Genomic DNA, 26,821 nt, shown 5'->3' on the forward strand with positions numbered 1-26,821 from the left:
ATGGAGTTTATAAGATTATCATTCAAACTGGCAGGACAGTATAAAAATCGTCTTAAGGCAGGAATGTTTCTTATTTTTCTGCAAAATGCTTCAATGCTGTTTGGATTTTTCGCTCTCTTTCTTGCATTCGGTTGGATGAATGAAACTACAAGGGAGCATATTTGGACAATTTTCGGAGTGCTTTTTGCTTCCTTTCTTTTTAATTTTTTGACAGGCTGGGCGAAAAGTGGTCTTAGTGACGGTGTTTTCTTTGGCATTTTCAAGGACTACAGACTTGCAGTTGGCGAAAAACTTAAAAAGGCGCCTATGGGATATTTTGCAGAACAAAGCCTATCAAGAATTATGGCGGCATTTACCAATGTTATGAAGAGTCTTGAAAATTACTCTGCAATGAGTATCGACTTTGCGATTTCAGGCATTTCAATATCCTTTTTTCTGTTGGTTGGGATGTTCGGTGTAAATACTAAAATTGGATTTTTAACTTTAATTTGTTTAATTCTTATTTGGCTATGCATGTCTCTTATGATTAATCAAGCAAAAAAAGAGGTTGCACGTGAGCATGCAGCTATTACAAAGGTGGGTGATGCGTTAGTTGATAGCATTAGCGGGATTCCTGTGCTTCGCAGTTTTCCGTTTGCAGATGAAGGTGTTGTTGAAGAAATACATTCTAAATTGGAAAATGCTTCTGAAGAACTTAGACTCTCTCAAGTACATTTTGAAATCGTCTTTGTTATTTATGCAAGAATTTTTTCTACTGTTATTAATCTTTCGAGTCTACTTGTTACATTATTTTCTTGTTATCTTTATACGAAAGGGGAAGTTTTATTACCACAAGCGCTTACTGTTTCAGCTGCCGGCTTTATGATTTTCGGCGGTTTAAAACAACTTGAAAATGCAGCCATCCTCATGGTTAAGAATCCTGCCAATATGCAATATTTGGATGAGGTTTTAGATATTCCTGAAATAAGTGACGGGACTTTGGAAGTTATGGAAAATCAGGATATCGTCTTTGATAAGGTGAGCTTTAGTTACGACAAAGGGAAGCCTGTTTTAAAAGACCTTTCATTTACTATTCCACAAGGGTCAAAGACAGCTATCGTAGGACCGTCAGGATCCGGAAAAACGACAATAATCAATTTGATCTCTCGTTTTTATGATGTTGACAGTGGTGAAATAAGATTAGGAAATAGGGATATACGAGATTATAAAGTAGAAAGTTTACTGAAAAATCTTTCACTTGTTTTCCAAAATGTTTATCTTTTTCAAGATACTATAGAGAATAATATTCGCTTTGCAAATCCTAAGGCAAGTCATGAAGAAGTAGTGGAAGCTGCTAAAAAGGCTCGTTGCCATAATTTTATTATGGAACTTCCTGATGGCTATAACACCATGGTAGGTGAGGGTGGCAGTTCTCTTTCCGGTGGTGAAAAACAACGAATTTCTATTGCTAGAGCATTACTTAAAAATGCACCTATTATTCTTTTAGATGAAGCGACTAGCTCCGTTGATCCTGAAAATGAATATGAGATTTTGGCCGCGGTTGAGGAATTGTCCAAAGGACACACTGTAGTTTCGATAGCTCACAGACTTTCAACGGTGAAAAAAGCCGATCAGATACTAGTGATTGATGACGGTAAATTGGTTCAAGAAGGCAAACATAACGATTTGATAAATAGAGAAGGAATTTATTCAGCATTTATCAAGGCAAGAGAGCGAGCTGCAAGCTGGAGATTGTAAAAAAAGTAAACGATTAAAAGCAACCGACATTTAAGAATTAAAAAGCTTTGTAAAGCACATATAGACAATTTTTGAAGCGATTAAGAATAAAATAACTTAGTCGCTTTTATATCGTGATTTTTAAATTATAAAAAACAAAATTAATGGAAAACCGAAAAATTTTATCAAATAAATTAAAAATTCGGTAACCAAGGGGGGTCAATCTGTCCTTATGTAAAGTGAAGGGAAGTTTGACTTCCTGTATTTTATTGATGATAGTGAAGATTGCCTATTTCAAATGAAAAGAATACAAAGAAAAGTCCCTTTCAAATAATTGTTCCTTGACAACTGAGTAGACCAAAGGTAGGACTTTATCTACTTGTGGAGGATTATGACTTATGCCATGACCTTTCTGCTGAAAGAAATTTTGGTTTTATGAATACTGAGAAATCAAGGAAACAAGAAAGCGAGCGACAAATAAGAATACATAAAAACAGATGTGGCAACCTGTTCGATGAAACAAGTAGTGATAATGAGACTTCAATAGTTTAAGCCGGCTCGTCTGGAATAAGAGGCGGAGGTGAGATTCCTATGTTGCTGCCAAGCACCTACCAAAGTCGTTAAACTTAAAATATAGAAGAAAACATATTTTGATTATAGAAAGTTTGTAAAGGAAGGAGGGGTATCTGTGGATAGTGACTGGAATGGACTGGCTGATTTAATTGCAAATCTGATTACAAAATATGCTGGTGTTTTAGATTTAGATAATCTGCCCGATCCAACGCCAGTAAAAAATCAAGAGATGAAAAATGGTTTTGACATGGCAAAAACACAAATTGAGACGGACTAATAAAAGCGTTATAATATACTTGAAATGATAGTCCAAACTTAAATTCAAAAATCCTAAACTATATATGATATAGAAAAGTTATATTGAGGTTAATGCTATGTCAAAAGAAAAAATAAAAGTATACCTCTATACACGAGTATCTACGTCAATACAGATAGAGGGGTATTCGTTAGAGGCACAAAAATCACGAATGAAGGCCTTTGCTATTTACAACGATTACGAAATTGTCGGAGAGTATGAAGATGCCGGAAAGTCTGGCAAATCTATTGAAGGTAGAATACAGTTCAATTGAATGATGGAAGATATAAAATCCGGAAAAGATGGAGTGTCTTTTGTTCTTGTGTTTAAGTTATCAGGATTTGCAAGAAATGCCGCTGATGTTCTTTCTACACTTCAGATAATGCAGGATTATGGAGTTAATCTTATCTGCGTTGAAGATGGTATTGATTCATCTAAAGATGCCGGGAAACTAATGATTACTGTTTTATCAGCTGTGGCTGAAATAGAAAGAGAAAACATCCATATTCAAACAATGGAAGGTCGCATTCAAAAAGCAAGGGAAGGAAAATGGAATGGTGGCTTTGCTCCGTATGGATATAAACTTGAAGATGGCAAGCTGTTTATAAATGAGGAAGAGGCAGTTGCAATAAGAACGATTTTCGACCAGTATGTAAATACTACGATAGGAGCCAATGGGCTATCTAAATACTTAGAGAATCATGGAATTAGAAAAATCCCAAGACAGAATGGTAAGAATCCTTTGTTTGATGCAGGTCTTATAAGAAAGATATTAAAGAATCCTGTATATAATGGGAAAATAGTATTTGGAAGAAGAACTTTAGAAAAAGTTCATGGTACAAGAAATGAATATAAGCAGGTTGAACAAGATGAATATCTAATATCTGAAGGGATACATGAAGCTATAGTTTCCGATGAAGTTTGGCAAGCTGCTCAGGTTAAGCTAAAATCTCAAGTAAAGAAATATGAGCATGTGGATAAAGGAAAAGATACACGCACACACTTGCTTTCTGGAATTGTAAAATGCCCGATATGTGGAGTGGGAATGTTTGGGAACAAGTGTATCAAAAAAAAGAGAAAAATATAAATTTCATTATAACAATTGTAATTTGCGGGATTTGTTTCATATATTCCATAGCAAGTCTTATACATTCAGGCATTTCGGGCTTTTGGAATCTTTTTTGGATGGGGTATATTCAGTGGAGCATATTAAACTTAGGAGATTTCTTTTTGTTGGATTGTCTGTTGTTCCAAGGGAAATATAAGGATAAAATCGTCATTCAGGGGACAGAGGGACATCCGGATTATGAATTCAGTAATTGGATGAAGCATTTGGCAATCAAGGAACATTTTGTAGTTACTCCGTTTTTGATCATATCGTTTGTAGCGGCGGTTCAGGCTTTGATTGTTGGAATATTATGAAGATGAATTTTCGGGTCATTTATCTAAATGGATAGTGAGCTTTTGTTTGGATACGTAAAATACATCGAAATTTAGGAAGAAACATAAAGGGACCGTGAAGATGAGAGTATTGATTTATGGTGCAGGAGTGATAGGAAGTCTTTATGCGGCTTTGATTTCCGAAGCGGGAGCAGATGTATCCGTATATGCTCGTGGAAATCGTTTGAAAGAATTACAGATGTATGGGCTAAGGTATAAAAAAAATAATGAGATTCGGACTGCCAAAGTATCCGTTTTATCTCGACTGCTGCCGTTAGACAGTTATGATTTTATATTGCTTGCGGTAAGAGAAAATCAGTTACATATTGCTTTGGCGGAACTGAAAGCTAATATAAGTCCTGTCATTGTAACTATGGTAAATTCTTTAGAAACGTATGATACATGGGAAAAGATTTGTGGAAAAGGACGTATCCTCCCTGCTTTCCCGGGTGCCGGCGGCGGCTTTGACGGAGATATTTTGGATGCAGCCCTTACGCCTCGCTTTATTCAGCCAACTACAATCGGCATGTCAGGTGGTCGTGAAAAAGAACTGTTCGATTTGTTCCGATCAGCAATGATTCCATGCCAAGTTGTAAAAGACATGCATTCATGGCAGATTTGTCATCTTGCAATGGTCGTGCCGATTGCAGATGCTTATTATCATTCAGATGATCCTGAGCATGCCGGAAACGATCGTGTATTAATGAATAAAACAGCGAAGCAAATCAGAAGAAATCTTTTTAATGTTAAAACAAAAGGAATTAAACCTGTTCCGATAAAAATGAAGTTTTTACAAATTCTTCCATGCTCCATTATGGGGTTTATTCTTGGGATTATTTTTCGAAGCCGTTTTGGAGAAAAGTTTATGTACCGACATTCAATAAAGGCTCCGGATGAAATGAGGCGGTTGCATGAGCAATTTTATAACTATATAGGTATTTATGACGTATGAACCGATAAGTGTTTGTAGTTTTTTATGCTTTTCTAAAAGCATACTGGATGTTTTTTCTCAAGCATCCTTTCCTTTGCCAACTTCCATCGTGCAACGAGCGTGCAGACCAAGTTCTTGATGTAGTGTTATCATCAGGGTAGTCTTGACACACGTGGAAGCTATAGCGTTGATACAAAAGATATAAACTTAGAAATCCTGCATTTCAAGCAGTTTTATAAGCATTTTGTCTTTGATAGAGATGAAGAAGGATACGTCAAAAAGACTCAAAAAAACTACATGGACGTAAGAGTAGTTTTGAGGCTGGTATGAGGAAACACAAAAAATATAATTAACTCATTTTGTCCTTTCTATAAGAGTAGCGTAAAAGCTGCTCTTTTTTTATTGAAGGGGAGTAAGGATTCGTTACATCCTTTTCAAAATATAAAACAATCACGAGCCAACTTTACATATTCGCTTTTATAACTTATAATAAAAGCGTAAATGAGAGGAGGCGGACTATGAATACACTTAAAGAGTATATACAAGAAAATTTAATAATCACCAACAAAGAAGCAGAAGAACTAGGATATACCAGGCATAATTTATCAGAATTAACGAGAATTGGACAATTAGAAAGATTAAGACCAGGACTATATCAACTAAAAGGCAAAGTAATAGATGATTTTGTTCTAATATCATCCAATAGTAATCGAATTATATTTTCCCATCAAACAGCGCTCTACCTCTACGACCTATCCGACAGAACTCCAAATGTATTTCATATATCTGTACCCCAAGGCTACAATGCCAGCCATATCAAAAAGAGGTACGAAGATCTACAAGTTCACTATGTAAAAAAAAATTTATACGAAATAGGAAAGACAGAAATAAAATCACCGCAAGGCAATCTCATACCAGTTTATGATATAGATCGAACAATTTGCGACATCATAATCGACAGAGAAAAAATAGATAAACAGATTTTTACAGAAGCCTTAAAAAGATACTTTAAATCACCAAATAAAAATCTAAGACGACTCATAAAATACAGTAGACTATTTAAAATAGAAGATGAAATTAGGAAATATATGGAGGTATTATCGTGATTAATATCGAGAGTATAAAGGGCAAGATAAGAAGTCTTGCAGAGAAGAAAAATCTAAAGTCGCAAGAAGTTCTGCAAATATATTTCTTTGAAAGATTTTTAGAAAGACTATCTAAATCACAATAAAAAACAATTTTGTAATAAAGGGAGGATTTCTTATATCATCTTTGATTGGCATTGAAAACAGAACAACTATGGACATGGACACAACCATTAAAGGCATAGCCCTAAAAGAAGAAAAAATAAAAGAAATCGTAGATGAAATTATAAATATAGATGTCGATGATGGAATAAAATTTGAAATGAAAGATATCTCTTATATAAGAGAAGAAGATGAGTACGAAAACTTTAGAATTTCACTAACAGCAAATGTTGGTAAGACCAAAAACCCTATGAAACTAGACCTAACAACAGGAGATGCAATAACACCAAAAGAAATAGAATACACCTATCCATGTATCTTTAGCAAAGAAAATATAAAAATAATGGCATATCCATTAGAAACAACTTTAGCTGAAAAATACGAAACCATAATCAGAAGAAATATAACAACAACACGAATGAGAGACTTTTATGACCTATACACCCTCTACAAACTAAAAAAAGATGAGATAGATTATAAAATTTTAAAAGAAGCAATAGAGAGAACCTCAAAGAAAAGAGAAAGTCAGGAGATAATGAAAGACTATAAGGAAATAATCGAGGATATAAAAGAAGATTCATACCTAAGATCCTTGTGGGATGTATATCTCAGTGAAAATAAGTATATTGGAAATCTGAAGTTTGATAAGGTTGTTGACGTAGTGAGAATTATTTCAAATAGAATTAATGAAATGTAATTTAACGGACACTGTCTGGCAAATCATAGACAAGAAAATATTAAGTATTAGAGAAGTGAAATTATTTTAGTTCTTTTGTTAAATTTAAATGTTCTTTTAAAGAGAACGTTTTATATTAAACGGATATTTAATGGTATAATATAATAAATACAAGTCTTAAACATTGGGTATATTGAGAACTTTTATTTATATAAGATTATTTAAAGAACTAATAGATTTGGATATGACAAAAAGAAATTGATAAAAATAGCAAAATTTGGAAAAGTTAATATTATAAAAGTAAGAATGGACAAAATGTAACAACCGATATATTTGTGATTTTCTTAGATCGTGAAATTGAAGAAATAGCTAAAGGAATAAAATTAAGGAGGATGTATAAGTGAAAAAATATGGAAGTATAGATGAAATAGCCAAGGAATATGCACTTACAAATGAACAATTAAGAAACTATTTGCTATTAAATGACATTGATTCACTAAGTGATTTAGATAAGATTGATTTAAGTGATAAAGATATAATAGATGTTTTAAATAAGATAAACATTAATAAAAAATTGAATAATCATATTAATTTAACATCTCTTGAAAGCATAAAAATAGAAGGGCTATTTGGAAAATATAATTATTTGATAAAATTTAAAGATGATATTTCTATATGGGTATCTGAAAATGGTGTTGGTAAAACAACTATATTGAATATAATAGTTGCAATTTTGACTAGCGATAAAAATATATTAATGGATATTAATTTTAAAAAAGTGACTGTTAGTATTTCGGGAGAAAAATATGAAATAGATAGAGAACAATATTTTCAAGTTAATAGTAAAAATAATAAATATTCTAGAAGAATAGAAAATTTACTCGAAGAAATATCAATGTATTTGCCAAGAAGTTATTCCATAAAATTAAGGAAGGATTTTGAATATAAACAATATATTGATTTAGATCTAATTGAGGAATTAACCTATAGATATTTTGGTAATGAGATTGACTTAATCAAAAATAAGAAGATTATGTATATATTGCAAGAATTAAAAGAGTTACAATATGAAGATCTTTCTAGAATTTTGTATAAAATAAAAGATGCACTAGAAGAAGACGTTCTTTTTTATCCAACGTATAGAAGAGTGGAAGTTGGTTTGGATAAAGTTTTTCTAAATCGTAGAGATGAGTACAATAGATATGAGTTATCACCAAAATACATGGGATTTGGAATGAATGATGTCAAGAACAGAATAGGTAATTTGCTAAATAAAATGAGAAAAGATGCAAATACAGCATATATAGAAATGAATGCAAATATCATTAGTGAGTTACTGAAGAAAAATGTAAGAGAATATCTTAGTGAATATAATAGAATCGATATGCATAAAGTAGATGTAATAATAAAAAGAATTGGCGAGGAAAGAATCGATAATATTGATAGTTTAAAAAATTTCATCAATAATTCAGGAAAAGGTAACCTAATGCCTAATATAGAATTCTTATTATATTATTTACAAAAATTAGTAAAAATATATGATGAACAAAAACCATTAGATTCAAAACTTAGAAAATTTTCTGATGTTTGTACAAAGTATTTATCTGGTAAAAAAATAGTATATGATGAATCGCTTTTAACAATGAATGTTTATGATTTTAATAATAGGAAAATTGATTTTGAAGATTTATCTTCAGGAGAAAAACAGGTTATTTCTATTTTCTCTAAAGTTTATTTGGACGTAGTAACACCTTGTATATTTATAATTGATGAACCAGAGATATCGTTATCAATAGAGTGGCAGAAAGAATTCTTGAAGGATATTTTTGACTCTCAAAAAATTGGATTAATGATTGCAACGACACATTCTCCTTTTATATTCAAAAATGAATATAGAAAATTCGTTATTGAACTTGATAAGTATAGGGAGGTGTAGACCTGTGGGTTTATTGAATTTTATGGAGAATGAATCTGACTGTATAGAGTCTATTTTTCAAAGTTATATAACCTCAAAGAGTAAGAAAGACATATTTTTATTTTTTGAAGGCAAGGATGATTTTAAGTATTATATTAGTAGAATATCTTCGTATATTTTAGATAAAGAATATAGCGTTTTTCATTGTAATTGTAAAAATAATGTTATAGCAGTTCATAATATGATTTCAAATCAAACCGCGATTGGAGATTTAAAAAAAACATGTATTTTATAGATCGTGATTATGACAATAATGAAAATATACCTGATAGCATATATGTAACATCGTCCTATTCAATAGAGAATAATTATTTTACGAATTCTGCAATAAAGAGAATATTAATAGGAGTAATTGGGATTTCTGAAGAAAATGAATATGATAATTTAGACTTTAAAGTTGTTTATAATCATATAACAAGTAGAAGAGATAAAATTATTGAAGAGATTATTTATGCGAATGCTTGGTATTCATTACAAATCAAAAAATCTAAACAAGGTATTGAGCATATACAAATGTCAAATTTAAAAGAATATAGTACCATTAAGAATATTTGTCAAATAGAAGTCCTTGAGAAATTAGTTAAAAATTCACTTGAAATTAAAGAGTCTGAAATCAACAAAGAGATAGAAAATTTAAGATTAAATCCAGTAAGTAAAATAAGAGGGAAGTATTTTACTCAAGCACTAACACCTGTTTTTAGAGATGTATTTCAAGATGCAGGTAAAAAATGTAATAGAAAATATTTTTCGAAAAAAAGAAAAATACATGCTAATTTATATGACATAATTTCAGAATTGTCTGCATATGCAGATACACCACCAGAATTGATTTCTTATATTAGAGAAAGATTATCCGTGTAATAGCAGCTATAATATTTCTAGAATATTAAAATAAGAAAAAACATTTTTAAATAAGAAATATGTATTTTTAAGTTTTTTTATGATAATAGTTTGCTGAACCAAAAACAAAATTCTTTAATTATTTAAATTTGAAATTTATATAACAATTCTATCTAATTTACATTGTTTGTTGCATTTGAAAGCAGCCATTGTAGGTTTCGAAATGGTTCTAAATCTACTACATAAATCTCTTTTTCTAATACACATTTCCTAAGAAAGTGGGACATAGTTTTGCAGTTTGCAAGTTTCATTTTCTTTTCAAAAGCTTCTTTTTCTTCCTTAGTTAGTTTTATTTCTATCCTTTCATTTCTAAATCTATTTGCCATTTTATTCTCCTTTATAAAATATATTTCGGGGTCTTAGGGTTTTCCCTAACAAGGTTAAAATTAGCAGTAGGCTTCAACCAATCGCTAACTATATTAGCTCTTGGGAAGTCCTTGCATAGCACCTACCAAACACTTAAGTAAACTTTCGTGTGGTTAGGTGCGTAAAAAAATGGAGCATTCCGTAAAGGGCTGCTCCATTAATTTTTTCGTAAGCGTCCGCACACTTACTGTGCTTGCTACAAAAGAATGATTTGTAAAACAAGCATTAAGCTAGATATCAATTAATAACTATACTATGCCTAATTATAACGATCTATTCAATTCTAGACAGCCAGTGAATATAAAAAATAATATTCATTGATTTTCACTGTTGACAGAGTTATAATATCTATGAATAAAAAGATAGAAATTCACAGAAAAAATAAACTACTTTTGGAGGATAAAAATATGGGAAAGGCATTTACAGAAGAAGAAAAGATAAAAATCAAAGAAAGTATTATGGAAACCGCTCTTGATTTATTTCATGAGAAAGGTACAAAATCACTTAGTATTTCGGAATTGACAAAAAGAGTCGGAATAGCTCAAGGGAGTTTCTATAATTTTTGGAAAGATAAAGAATCTCTTGTCATTGACTTAATGGCATATAGGTCAATACAAAAATTGGAGAACATTGAAAAAGAGTTTTCAAATTCACTTACGAATCCTAAAAAATTCATTTCAGAGGTAATTTTTAAGTATTCAATAGATATGACTGAGAAAATTAAAACTCAACCAATTTATCAAGAGGCATTTAGAATATTTGCAAGTCAAGATTCAAAGAAAGTGAATAGAGTAGAACATCTATATGGGGATTTTTTGGATAGGTTAATAGATTATTGGTACAAAAATAATGTAGTAAAAAGCGTAGATAAGCAAGGCTTATCAAATGCCTTTGTTGGCAGCTTCGTTCTATGTTCAAATTATTTCCATTTTAATAAAGATACCTTTGAAGAAGTGCTTAATATCTATATACAAAGCATTGTTTTTAAATATATAGAAATTTAATTGAATAAAGGAAGGTGATAGCAATGATTCTGGATTTTAATGAGATAAAAAAGGAAGATATATTAGTTGCTGGAGGTAAGGGTGCTAATCTTGGAGAAATGACTTCGGCTAAAATAAATGTTCCAAGTGGATTTGTTATAACAGCAGACGCATATAGAGATTTTTTAAAAGTAAATGGGATTGACATTCTAATTGAGAATGGAATTAAAAAATCAGTAGTAGATGAAAGAAAACTTCTAAATGAAGCTGAGCATTTTAGAGGAAAGATAAAGTCTGGAAAATTTCCTGAGCAATTGGAAAATGCAATAAGAGAAAAATATTTTAATCTTGGAAATAATACAAGAGTTGCAGTGCGTTCTTCAGCAACGGCAGAAGATTTACCGGATGCTAGTTTTGCAGGGCAACAAGAAACTTATTTAAATGTTCAAGGTATTGAAAGTGTATTAAATGGGGTGCGTAATTGTTATGCTTCACTTTGGGGGAATAGAGCTGTAAGCTATAGATTTCATCAAGGTTATGATCAAACTTCAGTTTCTATTGCAGTTGTTATTCAAGAAATGATAGAGAGTGAAAAATCAGGAGTTTTATTTACTGTAAACCCAGTAAACAAAAAAGATAATGAGATGCAAATAAATGCAAGCTTTGGCTTAGGAGAAAGCGTTGTAAGTGGAAGAGTTACAGCGGATAGCTACATTATTGACAAATCTGGAAATATAATCGAAGTAAATATTGGAAGCAAGGAAACTCAAATTATATACGGGGATAAGGAAACTGTTGAAGTATCGGTAAACTCTGATAAAAGAAAAACTCGTGCATTAAATGATAGAGAAACACTTGAACTTATGAAGTGCGGTTTAGAGATTGAAAAACACTATGGTATGCCTATGGATATTGAATGGGCTATCAAAAATGATATTGTCTATATTTTACAAGCGAGAGCGATTACCACATTAAAAAATTCCAAGAATGATATAACTGGCAATGATTTAATAGAGAAGTATATAAAGGGTAAAAAAATCAAAAAGGATACACAAGAAGTGATGTCATTCTTTTTAGAAAAAATGCCTTTTGCACATAGAGTCCTTGATTTCGATTATTTGATGGCAATTAATGATCAGAAAGTAAACATTTTGTCAGAAGGTGGAATTATTTTACCAAGAAATCCAATTATAAATGATGATGGCATACAAACTTTTTCTGATGACGGAAAGCGAATTGGAAAGAATATTTTTAAACTTTTTAATATTTTAAAGAACATGAAAGATTTTGAGTTCTGTTATAAGAAGTGCAAAGATTTTATGAATATATATGAAGTTGAAATAGAAGAAATTAAGCACTTAAATTTTGAAAATATGACATTAACGGAGTGTGGAAATTTCTTAGAAGAAAGTTATGTTCTTTTGCAAAAGCTTGCTTATGATAGATTCAAATATGCATTATTTCCATCAGTTTTAAATAGCAAGAAATTTACCAAAATAATAAAAAAAGTAAATAGCAATCATTCATCATTTGATTTTTATTGGGACTTAGATAATAAAACATCAGTGGTTACAAATGATGTCTATAAAATGGCTCGTGAGATAAGAAAAAATGAAGCTTTAAAAAAAGCAATAATTTCCGGAGATAATTTTAAGGAATTATATAAAAAGTACAATTATTTTAAGAATATATCAGATAAGTTTATGAAAGATAATGGCTTTAAATCTGATTATAACTGTTATTGTTTATCTGCAAAAACATTTCTTGAGGATCCTGATAGGCTGATAAATATATTACGACCTATATTAAATGTAAATAGTAATGAAAGTAACGATATAAAGGATTTTTCTAAGCTTATGGAGAGCGTAAAGGAAATCTATGGTAGAAAGTATCAGGATGTAGAAAAACAGATAAAATATTTTAGATATTTTCATGTGGTTCGTGAAGAAAGTCAATATTTGTGGGAAACACTATTTTATTATGTGAGAAAGTGTGTTAAAAGAATTAACTTTATACTCTTGGGTGATGAAAATATAGAAACTGGAGTGGCTAATCTTTTTCATAAAGAACTGTTGGAAGTAATTAACAGAGGTAATTTAAATGAATCAGATAAGGAAAAAATAAATAGGAGAAACGAAAAATTTCCTTTAGCAGTAAAAGTTTGGGAAGCTTCAAAGTTATTGATTTTTAAAACAGATGGTGATGTCTTAAAAGGAGTAAGCGGAAGCACTGGCATTGCAGTTGGAAAGGTGTGTCTAATAAATAGTCCCAAAGAATTTTATAAAATGAAAAAAGGAGATATATTAGTTTGTCATCTTACAGATCCTGAATGGACTCCATTATTTAAGCTGGCAAGTGCTGTTGTGGCAGATACAGGTTCTGCTTTGAGCCATGCTGCAATTGTTGCAAGAGAATATAATATACCGGCAGTTCTTGGAGTTGGTTTTGCAACTACTAAATTCAAAGATGGAGATACCATACAAGTAGATGGTAATACCGGCGAGGTCAAAGGTTGCTGATATGAAATCAAAAAATCAAATAGATCAAAAAGAATTGAGAAGGCAAAAGATTTTAAGTGAACCACTTTTACCTTTGATAGTAAAAATGTCTGTTCCAACAATTGTTGGTATGCTAATTATGGTTATTTATAATTTGACAGACACTTTTTTTGTCGGACTTTTAAATGATAAATCGATGACGGCCGCTATTGGTGTTGTTTTTAGCTTCGTGAGTATTATTCAGGCTATTGGTTTTTGGTTTGGATATGGTAGCGGTAATATTATGTCTAAAAAACTTGGAGAACAAGATGAAGAAGAGGCGACAATTATTTCTTCCATAGGAATAGCATTTTCTATTATAAGTGGATTTTTGATAGCTATAATGTCATGGATTTTTATATCAGACTTGACAAAGTTCATTGGTGGGAATGCTTCTGTTAACTTATTTGAATTTACTACTCAGTATTTAAAGGTGATTATAATAAGCGTTCCATTTAGTCTGTATTCTATTACTATTTATAATCAACTGAGGCTTTGTGGAAATGTAAAAGATGGAATGACAGGTTTACTTTTAGGAATGTTCAGCAATATGGTTCTTGATCCTGTATTTATGTTTATATTCAAGTTCGGGTTTGTTGGAGCTGGAATTGCAACGTTGACAGGGCAAATAATTGCTTGTATTTCACTTACTATGTTGGCGAAAAGAAATGGTAATATTCCTGTTTCTTTGAAAAATGTCAAATGTAGTAAAGAACGCATATACCATATTCTTGTAGGAGGAATGCCTAACTTTTCTAGGCAAGCAATTACAAGTGTTTCCCTCATTTTATTGAATAGAGTTGCAGCAAGCTTTGGGGACAGTATTATTGCAGCATTAACCGTAAGTTCAAGAATAGTTGCCATAGCTTATATGATTATGATTGGATGGGGGCAAGGATTTCAACCTATTTGTGCAATGAATTATGGAGCAAAAGAATATGATAGAGTTAGATTGTCATTTAAATTGACAGCTGTTATTGGCACAGGATTTTTGGTTATCTCAACAGTAGTGATATATATTTTTTCAGAGTATTTAATTACATTGATGTCGAAGGACAGAGAAGTTATCTCTATAGGAGTACAAATTCTTAGAATGCAATGTATATCCATTCCTTTGTTAGCCTATTATGCGATAAGTAGTATGTTAATGCAAAATATAGGGAAATACTTTTGGTCGTTGATAATTTCGATTTCAAGGCAAGGTATTTTCTACATCCCTCTTTTATATTTACTTACTAATTTATATGGGAAGTTTGGGATATATTTGCTCCAACCCGTTTCTGACATATTGTCTTTTTTCTTAGCAATTATTGTTGTTAGAGGTATGAATACAATTAGTAGAAAAGAGCAAAAATGTGCCTAAGAAAGCAAGAAATTAAATAGTGGAGGTTATCGATATGTGTTATATAATGGTTAAAAAATAATAATCCTAATACAAGGAGAGCAGTTACAGAGGGACTGAGAATATGGACGAGCAGACCATATTTCAAAGATAATCCGAATGAAGCTATTAGACGAATTGCCAACTTAAAAGAAGATACGAGTGAATATGTTAGGAAATCAGTAGGAAATGCTTTAAGGGATATTAGCAAAAAATTGCCGGAGTTAATTAAGGCTGAACTCAATAACTGGAAGTTAGAAAACAAAGAAATAAATCAAGTGTATAAGTTAGCGAGTAAACTTATTAGCTAACAAATTTGAGTTTGTAGAGGTTTTGGAATATGATAATTCATGAATTTGGTGATAAAAAATTTCCACATATATTATTGATACACGGCGGAGGTAATTCCTGGTGGAATTATCTTCGGCAAGCTCGTATATTATCCGATACATATCATGTGATTTTACCAACACTTGATGGTCATGGAGAAGAATATCAAAAAGAGTATATTTCAACTGAAAATTCCGCACATCAAATTATGGACTATATAAAAAACAATTGCGATGGAAAATTGTTTGCTGTGGGAGGTGTTTCTTTGGGAGGTCAAATTGCCATTGAGTTATTATCGCTAAATAGTGATATAGCTCAGAAAGCAATAATAGATGGTAGTATTTGTATTCCTCAGCCCAAGCTGGCAAGGGTTAGTACAATTATTGTAAAATTATTCGGAAAACTTATGTTTAGCAAATATGCATGTAAAATTCAGTTGAGTTTAATGAAAAAAATGTATCCCAATATGGCTTATTCGGAAGAAATAGAAGGCTATTATATGGAGGATATGCCAAGGATGCCGATTAAAACATTGGTGACTATGTATCAAACATATATGGGAGAATATAGGCTTAAATATTCTATTACAGAAAGCAAAGCGCAGGTTCTATATATTTATGGTGAAAAAGAAATGGGTTGCGTTAAGGAATCGGCTAAGCTATTTCAAAAAATGCATCCTGATTGTATTCTCTACGAAGCTAAAGGTTATAATCATGGATATTTATCAGCGTATTTACCATTAGAGTGGATAAAACTGGTTAATCCATTTTTAACTAATTGATAATTTAATAAAAACTAACACAGAACAGTAAATCAAAAAAGGTTTACTGTTTTTTTCTTGCTCAAAATTAAGAAGAAAGGAAAACAGAAAATGAAAAACATAGATGAAAAAATTTTAATGGCAGAAGAAGAAATCAAGCAGTTACAAAACAAAAGAAAAAAGCTCATCAATCAACAGAAACAGGAAGAACGCAAAAAGAGGGATAAAAGGCTTTATGAAAAAGGAGCAGTCTTTGAAAGTATCTTTACCGAAAGCAAGGATTTTACAAAAGATGAATTCTATCAACTAATCTCATTTTCAACTATCAAAGAAGCAATCAATCAAAAAATCTTAAAAATCATAGAGAAGCGAGAAGAAAGCGAAAATCAAGAGGAAGAAATGGAAACAGTGGAATAGTCCCTTGTTTACAAGGGCGCACATATACACCTTAACAGGCGCGTGCGTTCTCCGAAGGCTCTTGCAGAGGGCATATCAGCTAACGCTGATACAGGGGATCTACACTCCCCTACGGAAATAAATTTCCTACCCCTTGTGTACTTCCTAAAAGAAATCGGATAAAAAGCAATCCGATTTTTTTTAGTAAGTCTTTATCATCGCCATCGTCCCCACATTAAAAAAGAGAGGAGGTTTTTTCTTATGGCTATATATCATCTTAGTATAAAGATTATTTCAAGAGGAAAAGGCAAAAGTGCAGTAGCAGCTTCCGCCTATCGTAGTGGCGAAAAGATAAAAAACGAATATGACGGAATAGTCCATGACTTTACAAGAAAAGGCGGAATAGCCTATACCGAAATTCTATTACCGCAAAATGCACCTGAAGAATTTTCAAACCGTTCTGTCTTATGGAACAGTGTCGAGAAAATAGAAAAAAGTAAAAACTCACAGCTTGCAAGAGAAATAGAAATTGCATTGCCTAAAGAATTAAATAGAGAAAAACAGATAGAGCTTGTAAGAGAGTATGTAAAAGAAAATTTTGTAAAAATAGGTATGTGTGCCGACATTGCTATACACGATAAAAATGACGGAAACCCACACGCACATATCCTACTTACCATGCGACCACTAAATGAAGATACAACATGGGGAGCAAAATCAAAAAAGGAATATATCCTTGATGAAAACGGAGAAAAAGTAAAACTCAAAAACGGCAATTACAAAACAAGAAAAATCAATACAACAGATTGGAATGAGCAAGACAAAGCAGAAGAGTGGCGAAATGCATGGGCAGATATTACAAACAAATATTTGGAAGAAAACAGTATACAAGAAAAAGTGGATCACCGTTCTTATGAAAGACAGGGCATAGAGCAAATACCGACCATTCATTTAGGAGTATCGGCTACTCAAATGGAAAAGAAAAGCATAGCCACCGACAGAGGAAATATCAACCGAGAAATCAAACATCAAAATATGATTTTAAGAGAAATCTCAAGAAGAATAAAAGCCTTGTTAAGTTGGATAAGAGGAATAGGAAAAGAAGAAAAAGTAGAAAATGAAAATATAAAGTCTACCCTCCCAACCAAAGAAAATCTGTTATCAGTTTTGGAAAATCTTATCCGTAAAAACGCAGATAAGAATAATGCAGACTTAGAGAAATATATTGAAAGTTATCAGCTACTCAAAGAGAAAAACATCACTTCATTATCCGAGCTTAAAGAAAATATAGTTATCCTTAGAGATAAGAACTATAAGACCACAAGAGCCTTAAAAGATACCGAGAAGAAGATTGATGAAAAAACGCAACTCATAGACCAGTCAGAAAAATATTTGAAGTACAAGGATACCTACAAAGCCTATACCCAAACTAAGAAAAGCAGACAGGAAGATTTTTATAATGAGCATACAGCAGAACTCATTTTATTTGAAAGTGCTAAGAAATATTTGAAAGACCATTTAGGAGAAAGTAAAACCTTAGCCATCAGTAAATGGAAATCAGAAGTTGCCACTTTGAAGAAAGAGAAAAAGAGCCTATACAATCAAATATTAGAGATACGAGAAGAAGTAGCACAGGCAGAAAAAGTTAAAACCTGTATGGAGCAGTTACAGGAGCATTCAAAGGAACTATCACAGGTAAAAAGTAACGAGATAGGGTTATGATTTTTTGTAAAGGAAACCTGACAATATGAAGAAAAGAAGTTACAATTATAATGTAAAGGAAACTTGATAAAAGGAAGGTGGTGTGTTTGAAAAACAATTTAGATGAACTGAGAAAACTGAATGGTTTAACTCAAGAAGAATTTGCAAAAGAATTAAGAGTTTCAAGGCAGACTATTAGTGCGATAGAAAATGGTAAATATAATCCATCTTTAGATTTAGCATTTGAAATAGCACTTTATTTCAACAAGACAATAGAGGAAGTATTTACTTATGAAAAGGAGGAAAATCATGAAAAAAAGTAATCTAATTTATGGTCTAATTTACATTATATTAGCCGGAATATCATTGTATGTAGCTATTGCTTTTGACAATAAGATGTCAGGGATATTTTATGGTATGACAGGTGCTTTGGGAGGTAGTGGCATAGTTACTATAACTCGATATTTTTATTGGCAAAAGAATAAGGAAAAGTATCAACAAAAATTGGAGATTGAAGAAATAGAACAGCAAGATGAACTAAAACAAAAATTGAGGGATAAAGCAGGAAAATATACTTATTGGATTGGAATGTTGATTATAGCTATTTCTATCATGGTGTATTCAATTCTTGGTGTATTAGATATTATGGATACCGAACACATTGTAGTATACTTAGGAGCATATTTAATTAGTCAAATTTGTATAGGAGTAATTGTATTCAACAGCTTATTAAAAAAATATGAATGAGAAATAATAGTCAAGAAAATATGTTTTATGAAAACAGTAAATCAAAAAAGGTTTACTGTTTTTCTTTCACTAAAAGTTAAAATTCCGTATAGGACAAGCGTCCATAAATATAAAAAGGTACTTGACAAAACGCTTCCTGGGGAGAAAGCAAGGATATTGCTCCATACATTGACCCTAAGTTTGAAAACAATGTTCTTATAACTAATACCGAAAGACTAACAATGAACTCAAGGCCTAAAAACCCTAAATACGCTAGAAATAAAAATGTATTAGTAATAGGTGGTTCTGGATCAGGTAAGACAAGATTTTATGTAAAGCCAAATCTAATGCAAATGCACTCTTCCTATGTAGTAACAGACCCTAAAGGTACACTTGTGTTAGAGTGTGGGAAAATGCTTTATGAAAATGGATATGATATAAAGATTTTAAATACAATAAACTTTAAAAAATCTATGAAATACAATCCATTTGCTTATCTTCGATCAGAAAAAGATATTTTAAAACTCGTTCAGACAATCATCGCAAACACGAAGGGCGAGGGAGAAAAAGCAGGTGAGGACTTTTGGGTGAAAGCTGAGAAACTCTACTATACGGCACTTATCGGTTACATCTGGTATGAGGCTCCAAGAGAAGAAAAGAACTTTGCAACACTGCTTGATATGATAGACGCTTCAGAAGTAAGAGAAGATGATGAAACCTACATGAATCCGATTGATAGACTCTTTGAAGCATTGGAAAAGAAAGAACCGACACACTTTGCGGTGAAGCAATATAAAAAGTACAAATTGGCTGCTGGAGTAATAGAATTAAGAAGAACACTTCATCACTATTTGAGTGAAAAATGTTTTGCTTAATTCTTTTTTTATTGAAGAATTTGAGCGAAAGGAGGTAATCGTGAGAAATTATGAGAAAATAACCGCTTTGTATGAGAGGTTAAGCCGAGATGATGAACTACAAGGCGAGAGCAATTCGATCGTCAATCAAAAGAAAATTTTGGAAGAATACGCAAAGAAAAATCATTTGGAGAACATCATTCATTTTACCGATGACGGAATCAGCGGAACACAGTTTGATCGTCCGGGCTTTATGGCAATGATGAACGGAGTTAATCAAGGAAATATCGGTTGTATCATCGTAAAGGATATGTCAAGACTTGCCAGAGATTACCTCAAAGTCGGTCAATGTATGGAGATATTAAGACAAAAGGGAGTAAGACTCATTGCCATAAACGACAATGTAGACAGCTTTTACAAAGACGATGATTTTACTCCTTTTCGAAACATTATGAATGAGTGGTATGCAAGAGATACCTCAAGGAAAATCAAGTCCACATTCAAAGCCAAAGGCGAAAGCGGAAAGCATACAGGAAGCAGTCCACCCTATGGATATATCAAAGACAAGGACGATAAAAATCAGTGGATTATCGACGAGAAAGCAGCAGAAGTTGTCCGAAGAATATTCCATCTGACGATGGACGGAAAAGGACCCTATGCCATCGCAAGAATATTAGAAGCCGACAAGATAGATATACCCGCCTATCATCAGCAGAAATTGGGATATGGACTACATCAAAAAAAGTGTTTGAATATCCGTATCGTTGGTGCAGCTCCACGATTGCAAGTATCTTAAAGAAACAGGAATACTTAGGGCATACAGTCAATTTCAAAACAAGAAAACATTTCAAAGACAAGAAAAGTAAATGCGTATCTGAAGATAACTGGTTGATATTTGAAAATACCCACGAGCCAAGTATAGACCAAGAAACATTTGACAATGTTCAAAGGATAGGAGGAAATGTAAAAAGGCATCCTGATGGTTGGGGAGAATACCATTCCCTTACAGGACTGATGTATTGTGCCGATTGTGGAAGCAAGATGTATGTGCATAGAACAAATAATTACAAGAATATCCCATATTATACTTGAAGTGCTTACAAAAAAGTACCTTGCGGGACACTTTGTCCATCCGCTCACAGGATAAAAGCAGAAGCAGTCTTAAATCTCATTCAAAGCACCTTACAAGACATTAAGAAAAGCCTTGATGAAGATAACGAAGCCTTTCTCCATTCCATATCAAAACGAAATGGAAGAAAGCGAAAAAATGGAAATGGAAAAGAAAAGGACAAGGCTCATAGATAGTAAAAACAGACTTCAGGAATTGGAATGCTTAATGTGTCGAATATACGAAGATATGATATTGGAGAAGATACCGAATAACCGATATGAAATCTTAAATAATCAGTATGAAACCGAGCAAAGGGAACTTAGTAAAGAAATCGATGAGTTGGAAAAAGCCATCAAGCGATACGAAAAAGAAACCGACAGAGCCAAAAAGTTTATCCGGTTGATTGAACGCTATGATAACTTTGACGAACTGACACCGACTATCATTAACGAGTTTGTAGAAAAAATCTTAGTCCACGAACGAGATCGAAAAGGCAGTCAAACCGCCAATCAGAAAGTCGAAATCTACTTCAACTTTATCGGCAACTATGCACCGCCGAAAGAAGAATTATCCGAAGAAGAAATGCAGAAATTAAGGGAGGAGGAAGAAAAAGAAAGGGCAAGAAAAAACAGACTTCATCAAAGCTACTTTAAGCGTAAAGCAAGCGGCAAGCAAAAAGAATATGAGGATAGATATAAGGCAAGGAGAGAGGAGAAAAAACAGGAAAAGCTAAAGAGTTTGAAAAGAACAGGGATACCGGTAAGTGAGTATAGAAAAATATTTAAAAAACAAAAATGATATACAATAGTTAGTTGACATTAACTATCATATAGCATATAATAAAAACCGACGACATTGTCGGTTTTTATCTGTTGAGTAGAAAAGAGGTCTTCATTTTGAAAGAAGAAAAACAAAAAGTAGGACAAATCAAAAAAAAGAAAATTAGAGAAGCTGCAAAAAAATGTTTTTTAACAAAAGGCTTTCAAAGCACAACGATGGAAGATGTCATTACAGAGATAGGTATGAGTAGAGGGGGTGTTTATCATCATTATGCAAGTACAAATGAAATGCTTAAAGACTTAATGCTTGATGGTAATGATTACAGAAACAGCTTGATAAATGAGTATTTGGGAAATAATCGAGGCAAAGATAAATATCAGCAAATGGGTGATATTTTGGTTGATAAGTCACTGGCTGATACAGATTTGATGAGATTATATACGCTCCTTTTACAGGCAAAAAAATATAATGAGGATTTGGAAAAGTTGTATCAAGAATTGAAACTTAATACGACTAATGAGCTAAGTTTAATCGCCAAGCAGCTTGGAATTAGAGCAGATATATTTGGTGACGGTTTTTTAGTGAATTATATCAATGGATTGATATTAAGTTCAGAAATTTTAGGTGCGAGAAAGTCTTATAGCGAGCATAAACGATATATAAAAGAAACAATGATAAATTATATTGTTGATGTAGAAAAGAAAAATTAAAACAAATAGGAGGTTTCAAATGAGCAAACGATTAGAGGTAAAGGATTTAATCAATATAGGATTATTTTCCGTATTAGGATTCATATTTATGATGATTGGATCATTTTTAGCAATGGTTCCGGTTTTAATGCCGGTTGTCCCATTTGCACAGGGAGTTTTGGTAGGACCTGTAAATATGCTATATTCTACCAAGATTAAAAAAAGAGGAATGATTTTTATTCAATCATTATTGATTGCATTGATATATGTTGCTATGGGACATGGACCTTGGGCATTATTAACGGCTGTTATCGCCGGTATTATTGCTGAAATAATTTTGAAATCAGGAGAATATACCAATGTAAAGAAAGCAAGATTGGCATTTTCAATTGCTCCTCTTTGCACGTTAGGTAATTGGCTTCCAATTTTTATATCAAGAAATGAATATATTAAGCAAATGTTAGAACAAGGATACGATCAAGAGTTCATTGATAAGATGCTTAGTGTTATGCCAAATTGGATTATTGTTGTAATGGCAATAGTAGGAATTATCGGTGCATATATAGGTTGTAGCATTGGAATGGCATTTCTAAAAAAACACTTCAAAAAAACCGGTATGGAAAAATAAGATTTCATGGAGAGTTAGGATGATAATCAAACTTGATTTTCGCACAAAACTTTTTATGACGATAGTTCTTTCATATGTGATGGTATTAGGCAATATTCAAACAAAGTATTTCGTGCAAGCCATTTTAATATCCACAATTCCGATAATACTTTTAATTAACGCAAAATATAAAAGAGTAGCTATTATTGGAGTGGCTACTCTTTTGTTTGTTTATGCTACTGATAAATTTCTGATAGGGCTTAATTACAATCCTGTGGTTGCAATTTTATTGATAATAGTGATGGTTATTAAAAAAATTCTCCCCGCATTTTTGATGGGGAGATATACCATACTTACATCAAATGTTGGAGAAAGCATTTACTCATTAAAAAAAATGAAATGTCCTGATGAAATAGCCATTCCCTTGACGGTAATGGTACGTTTCTTTTATGCTGCAAGGATTGATTATAGTAATATAAAAAAGGCTATGCGTTTGAGAGGATTGACGCTTAAAAAGTTAATAAAGAGTCCGATTTTATTATTTGAATATAGATTTGTGCCATTATTGATGTGCCTGTCAAAAGCAGCAGACGATTTGACGGTATCAGCTATGACGAAAGGGTTGGCTGTAAATCAAAAGAGGACAAGTATTAGTGAAACATATATGGGACTTATGGATTATATATTTTTCTCAATAATGGTATGGATAATCTATCTGTATATGAGGGGGAAATATGCTTGAATTACAAAATTTAACAGTGAGTTTTGACGGTGAAAGCATATTGAAAAATATAAATATGGTTTTCAAACCCGGTGAAGTAACCGTCATTACAGGACATTCAGGAACAGGAAAAAGTAGCTTACTAAAAGTTATCAATGGAATTATTCCGGAATACAATAATGCAGAATTAGAAGGAGATATTGTATTTAACGGAAAATCACTGTTTGGCTTGACGATATTGGAACGATCTAAATTTATATCCACAGTGTTTCAAAATCCTAAAACACAATTTTATTGTATCAATTCAACCGATGAACTGGCTTTTCAGTTAGAAAATAGAAACATAGATAAGAATTTGATTTTAGATAAAATTAGGTATTATTCAGAGGTTTTAGGTACAAAAGAATTATTGGACAGAAATATCTTTGAGCTATCTGGAGGCGAAAAGCAGTTGATTGCAGTAACAGCTTGCGGGATTTCTGAAAATGAAATTATCTTGTTGGATGAACCCTCATCTTCCTTAGATCAGGTTGCAATAGAGCATTTACAGAATGCCATTATGGAACTGAAAAAAAGAAAGAAAATTATCATCATTGTGGAGCATAGATTGTTTTATCTGAAAGATATGCTTGATAAATTGTGTGTGATAGAAAATGGAACTTATAAAGAATACACAAAAGAGCAGTTTTGTGATGATTTCTTTGAACAGGTTTCTGAAAAACACAATCTAAGGAGTTTTAATGCGATTTCTAAAAACAATTTTTTAAGCAGGAAATATAAGCAAGTAGAAGTGTTAAAGAAAAATTCTTCAGATCTTGATTGTAAAGCATTGTCTTGTTTGAATTTCAAAAAAAAATATGAAAGAAAGGAAATCTTTGACTTCAGTATTGCCTTTGAATCCGGTATCAATTTCATCATTGGTCAAAATGGTGTTGGGAAAAGCACTTTTATCAATTTGCTGATGGGGCTGACAAGAGGAACAGGAGAGGTGTTTTATAACGGAGTAAAAGTAAAAAAACGATGTGAAAATATTTTTGCGATTATGCAAGATGTTAATTATCAACTTTTTACAGAATCTGTATGGCAAGAAATTTCAACTATTACTAAAGAGGATGAATTAAAAAATGAAATTTTGAGGATGGTAGACTTATTTGATAAAAAAGAAATGCACCCAAATTCATTATCAGGAGGTGAAAAACAACGATTATTACTTGCTATGTCAATGCTAAGCAAGAAGCCTATCGTAATTTTCGATGAACCGACAAGCGGACTATGTAAAAGGCAGATGGATATTTTGATTGTATTTCTTAATAAAATGACCGAACAAGGAAAGATAATTATCATAATCACACACGATTATGAATTTATAGATAGATGTAATGGAAAAGTATATGAGTTTGTGAAATAAATATAGGTAAAGGAGAATGATACGATGAAAGAAGATATGAAAACACAACTATTAACAAAAAGTCCTAAAGAACTGTTATTTAAGTTGGCAATTCCCGGAATAATCGGGATGATTGTCATAGGATTGTATCCATTTATGGATGGTGTGTTTGCAGGATGGCTCATTGGTGATTATGCTATGTCAGCCATTAGTGTATCCATGTCTTTAACAATAATCAATGGTGGAATATCGGCATTGATAGGAGTCGGCAGTGCCTCAATACTATCGAGAGCGATTGGAAAAGGGGACAAAGAAACAACAGATAAAATATTCGGGAATTTTTGTTACTGGGTAATATTTTTCTCTGTAATTATTACAATATTGGGTTTAGTTTTTGCACCTCATTTTTTAGATTTGGTAGGAGCTAAAGGAAATATTAAAGAACTTGGTGTGAGATATTTAAGAGTAGTTTTCTTCGGCTCAATATTTGTGAATTTTGCTCAAGCCGGCAATATGACAATGCGTGGTGAAGGTGCATTAAAGCAATCTATGAAGATTATGGGAGCAGGAGCTATATTAAATATCATTTTAGACCCTATTTTTATGAAGTTAATGGGAGAATATGCGATTGAAGGTGCGGCTATTGCCACTGTTATATCTCAAATTGTACAAGCTATATTGACTTTCAGTTATTTTTCAAAGAAAAGTGCTTTTGTGGGTATCCATAAAATTCAAAAATACAAGGCAATTTATAGCGAAATGTTCAGTATAGGAAGTTCAGCAATGATGATGCAAATTTTATTTGCAGTACAGCAAACATTTTTGTTTAAGCAAGCCTTTGCGTATGGAGGAGATGATTGGGGAATTTTGATGTCTGCTACAATGAGATTATATATGTTTTCCTTTATTCCATTGTGGGGGATGAGTCAAGGGTTACAACCTGTTATTGGAGCTAATTTCGGAGCGAAACAATACGGAAGAGTAAAAGATACGATGAAGATTTTTATGTATGGTGCAACAATTCTTGCAGCAGCTTCATGGATACCATCAATGTTTTGTTCAGAAAAATTACTATCATTATTCAGTGTGAGAAGGGAGATTATTGAAGTTGGTGTTGTAAATTTTAAGATGTTTTATTCTACATTCATCTTATATGGAATTATGATTATGACACTTACATTTTTCCAATCCATAGGAGATGGGAAAAAAGCAGGTATGATTGTAATGCTTAGACAGTTAGTTTTATTTATTCCTGCAATATTATTATTTCCAAAGGCATTTGGAGCGTCAGCAGTTTGGTGGACAGAACCTATCGTAGACTTTAGTATGATTATGTTTGGGCTGTTTTTAATGCTTAATGAACTTAGGAAAATGGGAAAACAACAAATTACAAAAAGTTAGGTAGCTCAAAAGACAAAAGAAAAAATGAGAAAGGTTTGATGTATGAACATTATTTAACTATAAGGGATTGGTGATCAATATGAAAAACCTTTATATACAAAAGAAATAAATAATAAAAATTTCTATTTGCCTTATAGTTGTCTATTCTCTCAAACAATTAAATACATCTAAAGAAAAGGTAAACTCTTTTCAATTCAGAGGACATTTTACGCCAAAGTGTAGAAGTCCTCCTTTTTTTATTCCTTGAATTGTCAAGTCAAGTGCAACTCTACTGAATGGTAAACTTCATAGGGCGTTTTCCAGTTTAAGCATTTACGTGGTTGACGATTGATCTCTTC

Annotated in this window: 21 protein-coding genes and 6 pseudogenes; 26 read left to right on the forward strand and 1 reads right to left on the reverse strand. The window is 32.2% G+C overall.

Going from position 1 to position 26,821, the window contains the following annotated elements; translation table 11 throughout:
* The 10 genes and pseudogenes from WKT05_RS04845 to WKT05_RS04890 all read left to right on the forward strand — a co-directional run bounded on the left by WKT05_RS04845 (nucleotide 1) and on the right by WKT05_RS04890 (nucleotide 9,714).
* Nucleotides 1–1,737 carry an ABC transporter ATP-binding protein gene (locus WKT05_RS04845; RefSeq protein ID WP_340413141.1) on the forward strand — a complete coding sequence of 579 codons (1,737 nt, stop codon included), beginning with the start codon at nucleotides 1–3 and terminating at the stop codon, nucleotides 1,735–1,737.
* Nucleotides 1,738–2,404: 667 nt separating this feature from the next.
* Nucleotides 2,405–2,566, forward strand: coding sequence for a hypothetical protein (locus WKT05_RS04850; protein ID WP_340413142.1), 162 nt, complete (start codon nucleotides 2,405–2,407; stop codon nucleotides 2,564–2,566).
* 97 nt (nucleotides 2,567–2,663) lie between these two features.
* Nucleotides 2,664–3,662, forward strand: a pseudogene (locus WKT05_RS10630) (recombinase family protein); the annotation flags it as partial.
* Between the two features lie 152 nt (nucleotides 3,663–3,814).
* Complete coding sequence (locus WKT05_RS10635) at nucleotides 3,815–4,006, forward strand: hypothetical protein (protein WP_445323181.1); 192 nt, start codon at nucleotides 3,815–3,817, stop codon at nucleotides 4,004–4,006.
* A gap of 100 nt (nucleotides 4,007–4,106) precedes the next feature.
* Nucleotides 4,107–4,976, forward strand: coding sequence for a ketopantoate reductase family protein (locus WKT05_RS04870; protein WP_340413143.1), 870 nt, complete (start codon nucleotides 4,107–4,109; stop codon nucleotides 4,974–4,976).
* Between the two features lie 497 nt (nucleotides 4,977–5,473).
* Nucleotides 5,474–6,061: a type IV toxin-antitoxin system AbiEi family antitoxin domain-containing protein gene (locus WKT05_RS04875; protein ID WP_340413144.1), complete on the forward strand. Its 588-nt coding sequence runs from the start codon at nucleotides 5,474–5,476 to the stop codon at nucleotides 6,059–6,061.
* Nucleotides 6,058–6,899: pseudogene (locus WKT05_RS04880) on the forward strand (nucleotidyl transferase AbiEii/AbiGii toxin family protein). Before WKT05_RS04875 ends, WKT05_RS04880 begins: the two are co-directional and overlap by 4 nt.
* Nucleotides 6,900–7,278: 379 nt before the next feature.
* Nucleotides 7,279–8,814 carry an AAA family ATPase gene (locus tag WKT05_RS04885; RefSeq protein ID WP_340413145.1) on the forward strand — a complete coding sequence of 512 codons (1,536 nt, stop codon included), beginning with the start codon at nucleotides 7,279–7,281 and terminating at the stop codon, nucleotides 8,812–8,814.
* A 22-nt stretch (nucleotides 8,815–8,836) separates the two neighbouring features.
* Nucleotides 8,837–9,088 (forward strand): DUF4435 domain-containing protein, encoded by a 252-nt coding sequence (locus tag WKT05_RS10640; protein ID WP_445323182.1) that lies wholly within the window; start codon nucleotides 8,837–8,839, stop codon nucleotides 9,086–9,088.
* On the forward strand, nucleotides 9,076–9,714 hold the full coding sequence (locus WKT05_RS04890) for a DUF4435 domain-containing protein (protein ID WP_340413146.1): 639 nt from the start codon (nucleotides 9,076–9,078) through the stop codon (nucleotides 9,712–9,714). The genes WKT05_RS10640 and WKT05_RS04890 overlap by 13 nt, the downstream gene beginning before the upstream one ends.
* 155 nt (nucleotides 9,715–9,869) lie before the next feature.
* Here the strand turns inward: WKT05_RS04890 and WKT05_RS04895 are convergent.
* Nucleotides 9,870–10,079 (reverse strand): annotated as a pseudogene (locus tag WKT05_RS04895) (plasmid mobilization protein); the annotation flags it as partial.
* A gap of 447 nt (nucleotides 10,080–10,526) precedes the next feature.
* Between WKT05_RS04895 and WKT05_RS04900 the strand changes: the two are divergent.
* The 16 genes and pseudogenes from WKT05_RS04900 to WKT05_RS04975 all read left to right on the forward strand — a co-directional run bounded on the left by WKT05_RS04900 (nucleotide 10,527) and on the right by WKT05_RS04975 (nucleotide 26,483).
* On the forward strand, nucleotides 10,527–11,123 hold the full coding sequence (locus WKT05_RS04900) for a TetR/AcrR family transcriptional regulator (RefSeq protein WP_340413147.1): 597 nt from the start codon (nucleotides 10,527–10,529) through the stop codon (nucleotides 11,121–11,123).
* 23 nt (nucleotides 11,124–11,146) lie between these two features.
* The gene (locus WKT05_RS04905; RefSeq protein WP_340413148.1) at nucleotides 11,147–13,621 is read left to right on the forward strand and encodes a PEP/pyruvate-binding domain-containing protein; all 2,475 of its coding nucleotides are present in this window, start codon (nucleotides 11,147–11,149) and stop codon (nucleotides 13,619–13,621) included.
* Between the two features lies 1 nt (nucleotide 13,622).
* Nucleotides 13,623–15,002, forward strand: coding sequence for an MATE family efflux transporter (locus tag WKT05_RS04910; protein ID WP_340413149.1), 1,380 nt, complete (start codon nucleotides 13,623–13,625; stop codon nucleotides 15,000–15,002).
* A gap of 47 nt (nucleotides 15,003–15,049) precedes the next feature.
* Nucleotides 15,050–15,331, forward strand: a pseudogene (locus tag WKT05_RS04915) (DNA alkylation repair protein); the annotation flags it as partial.
* A 29-nt stretch (nucleotides 15,332–15,360) separates the two neighbouring features.
* On the forward strand, nucleotides 15,361–16,131 hold the full coding sequence (locus tag WKT05_RS04920; RefSeq protein WP_340413150.1) for an alpha/beta fold hydrolase: 771 nt from the start codon (nucleotides 15,361–15,363) through the stop codon (nucleotides 16,129–16,131).
* A gap of 90 nt (nucleotides 16,132–16,221) precedes the next feature.
* Entirely contained in the window at nucleotides 16,222–16,527 is a 306-nt protein-coding gene (locus tag WKT05_RS04925) for a DUF3847 domain-containing protein (RefSeq protein WP_340413151.1), read from the forward strand.
* A 240-nt stretch (nucleotides 16,528–16,767) separates the two neighbouring features.
* Complete coding sequence (mobQ, locus tag WKT05_RS04930; RefSeq protein ID WP_340413152.1) at nucleotides 16,768–18,228, forward strand: MobQ family relaxase; 1,461 nt, start codon at nucleotides 16,768–16,770, stop codon at nucleotides 18,226–18,228.
* Between the two features lie 80 nt (nucleotides 18,229–18,308).
* Nucleotides 18,309–18,530 (forward strand): helix-turn-helix transcriptional regulator, encoded by a 222-nt coding sequence (locus WKT05_RS04935; RefSeq protein ID WP_106459979.1) that lies wholly within the window; start codon nucleotides 18,309–18,311, stop codon nucleotides 18,528–18,530.
* Nucleotides 18,517–18,954, forward strand: coding sequence for a hypothetical protein (locus WKT05_RS04940; RefSeq protein ID WP_106459980.1), 438 nt, complete (start codon nucleotides 18,517–18,519; stop codon nucleotides 18,952–18,954). The genes WKT05_RS04935 and WKT05_RS04940 overlap by 14 nt, the downstream gene beginning before the upstream one ends.
* A 128-nt stretch (nucleotides 18,955–19,082) precedes the next feature.
* Nucleotides 19,083–19,808 (forward strand): annotated as a pseudogene (locus tag WKT05_RS04945) (type IV secretory system conjugative DNA transfer family protein); the annotation flags it as partial.
* A 40-nt stretch (nucleotides 19,809–19,848) separates the two neighbouring features.
* Nucleotides 19,849–21,696: pseudogene (locus WKT05_RS04950) on the forward strand (DUF4368 domain-containing protein).
* Nucleotides 21,697–21,794: 98 nt separating this feature from the next.
* Entirely contained in the window at nucleotides 21,795–22,388 is a 594-nt protein-coding gene (locus WKT05_RS04955) for a TetR/AcrR family transcriptional regulator (RefSeq protein WP_340413153.1), read from the forward strand.
* A gap of 19 nt (nucleotides 22,389–22,407) precedes the next feature.
* The gene (locus WKT05_RS04960; protein WP_009525612.1) at nucleotides 22,408–22,995 is read left to right on the forward strand and encodes an MptD family putative ECF transporter S component; all 588 of its coding nucleotides are present in this window, start codon (nucleotides 22,408–22,410) and stop codon (nucleotides 22,993–22,995) included.
* Nucleotides 22,996–23,014: 19 nt separating this feature from the next.
* On the forward strand, nucleotides 23,015–23,716 hold the full coding sequence (locus WKT05_RS04965; protein ID WP_340413154.1) for an energy-coupling factor transporter transmembrane component T: 702 nt from the start codon (nucleotides 23,015–23,017) through the stop codon (nucleotides 23,714–23,716).
* Nucleotides 23,709–25,103 (forward strand): ABC transporter ATP-binding protein, encoded by a 1,395-nt coding sequence (locus WKT05_RS04970; protein ID WP_340413155.1) that lies wholly within the window; start codon nucleotides 23,709–23,711, stop codon nucleotides 25,101–25,103. Before WKT05_RS04965 ends, WKT05_RS04970 begins: the two co-directional genes overlap by 8 nt.
* 24 nt (nucleotides 25,104–25,127) lie before the next feature.
* Nucleotides 25,128–26,483 (forward strand): MATE family efflux transporter, encoded by a 1,356-nt coding sequence (locus tag WKT05_RS04975; RefSeq protein ID WP_340413156.1) that lies wholly within the window; start codon nucleotides 25,128–25,130, stop codon nucleotides 26,481–26,483.
* Nucleotides 26,484–26,821: the final 338 nt, after the last annotated feature.

Source organism: Peptoniphilus sp. HCN-40583, assembly GCF_037892835.1.
Lineage (GTDB): Bacteria > Bacillota > Clostridia > Tissierellales > Peptoniphilaceae > Aedoeadaptatus > Aedoeadaptatus rachelemmaiella.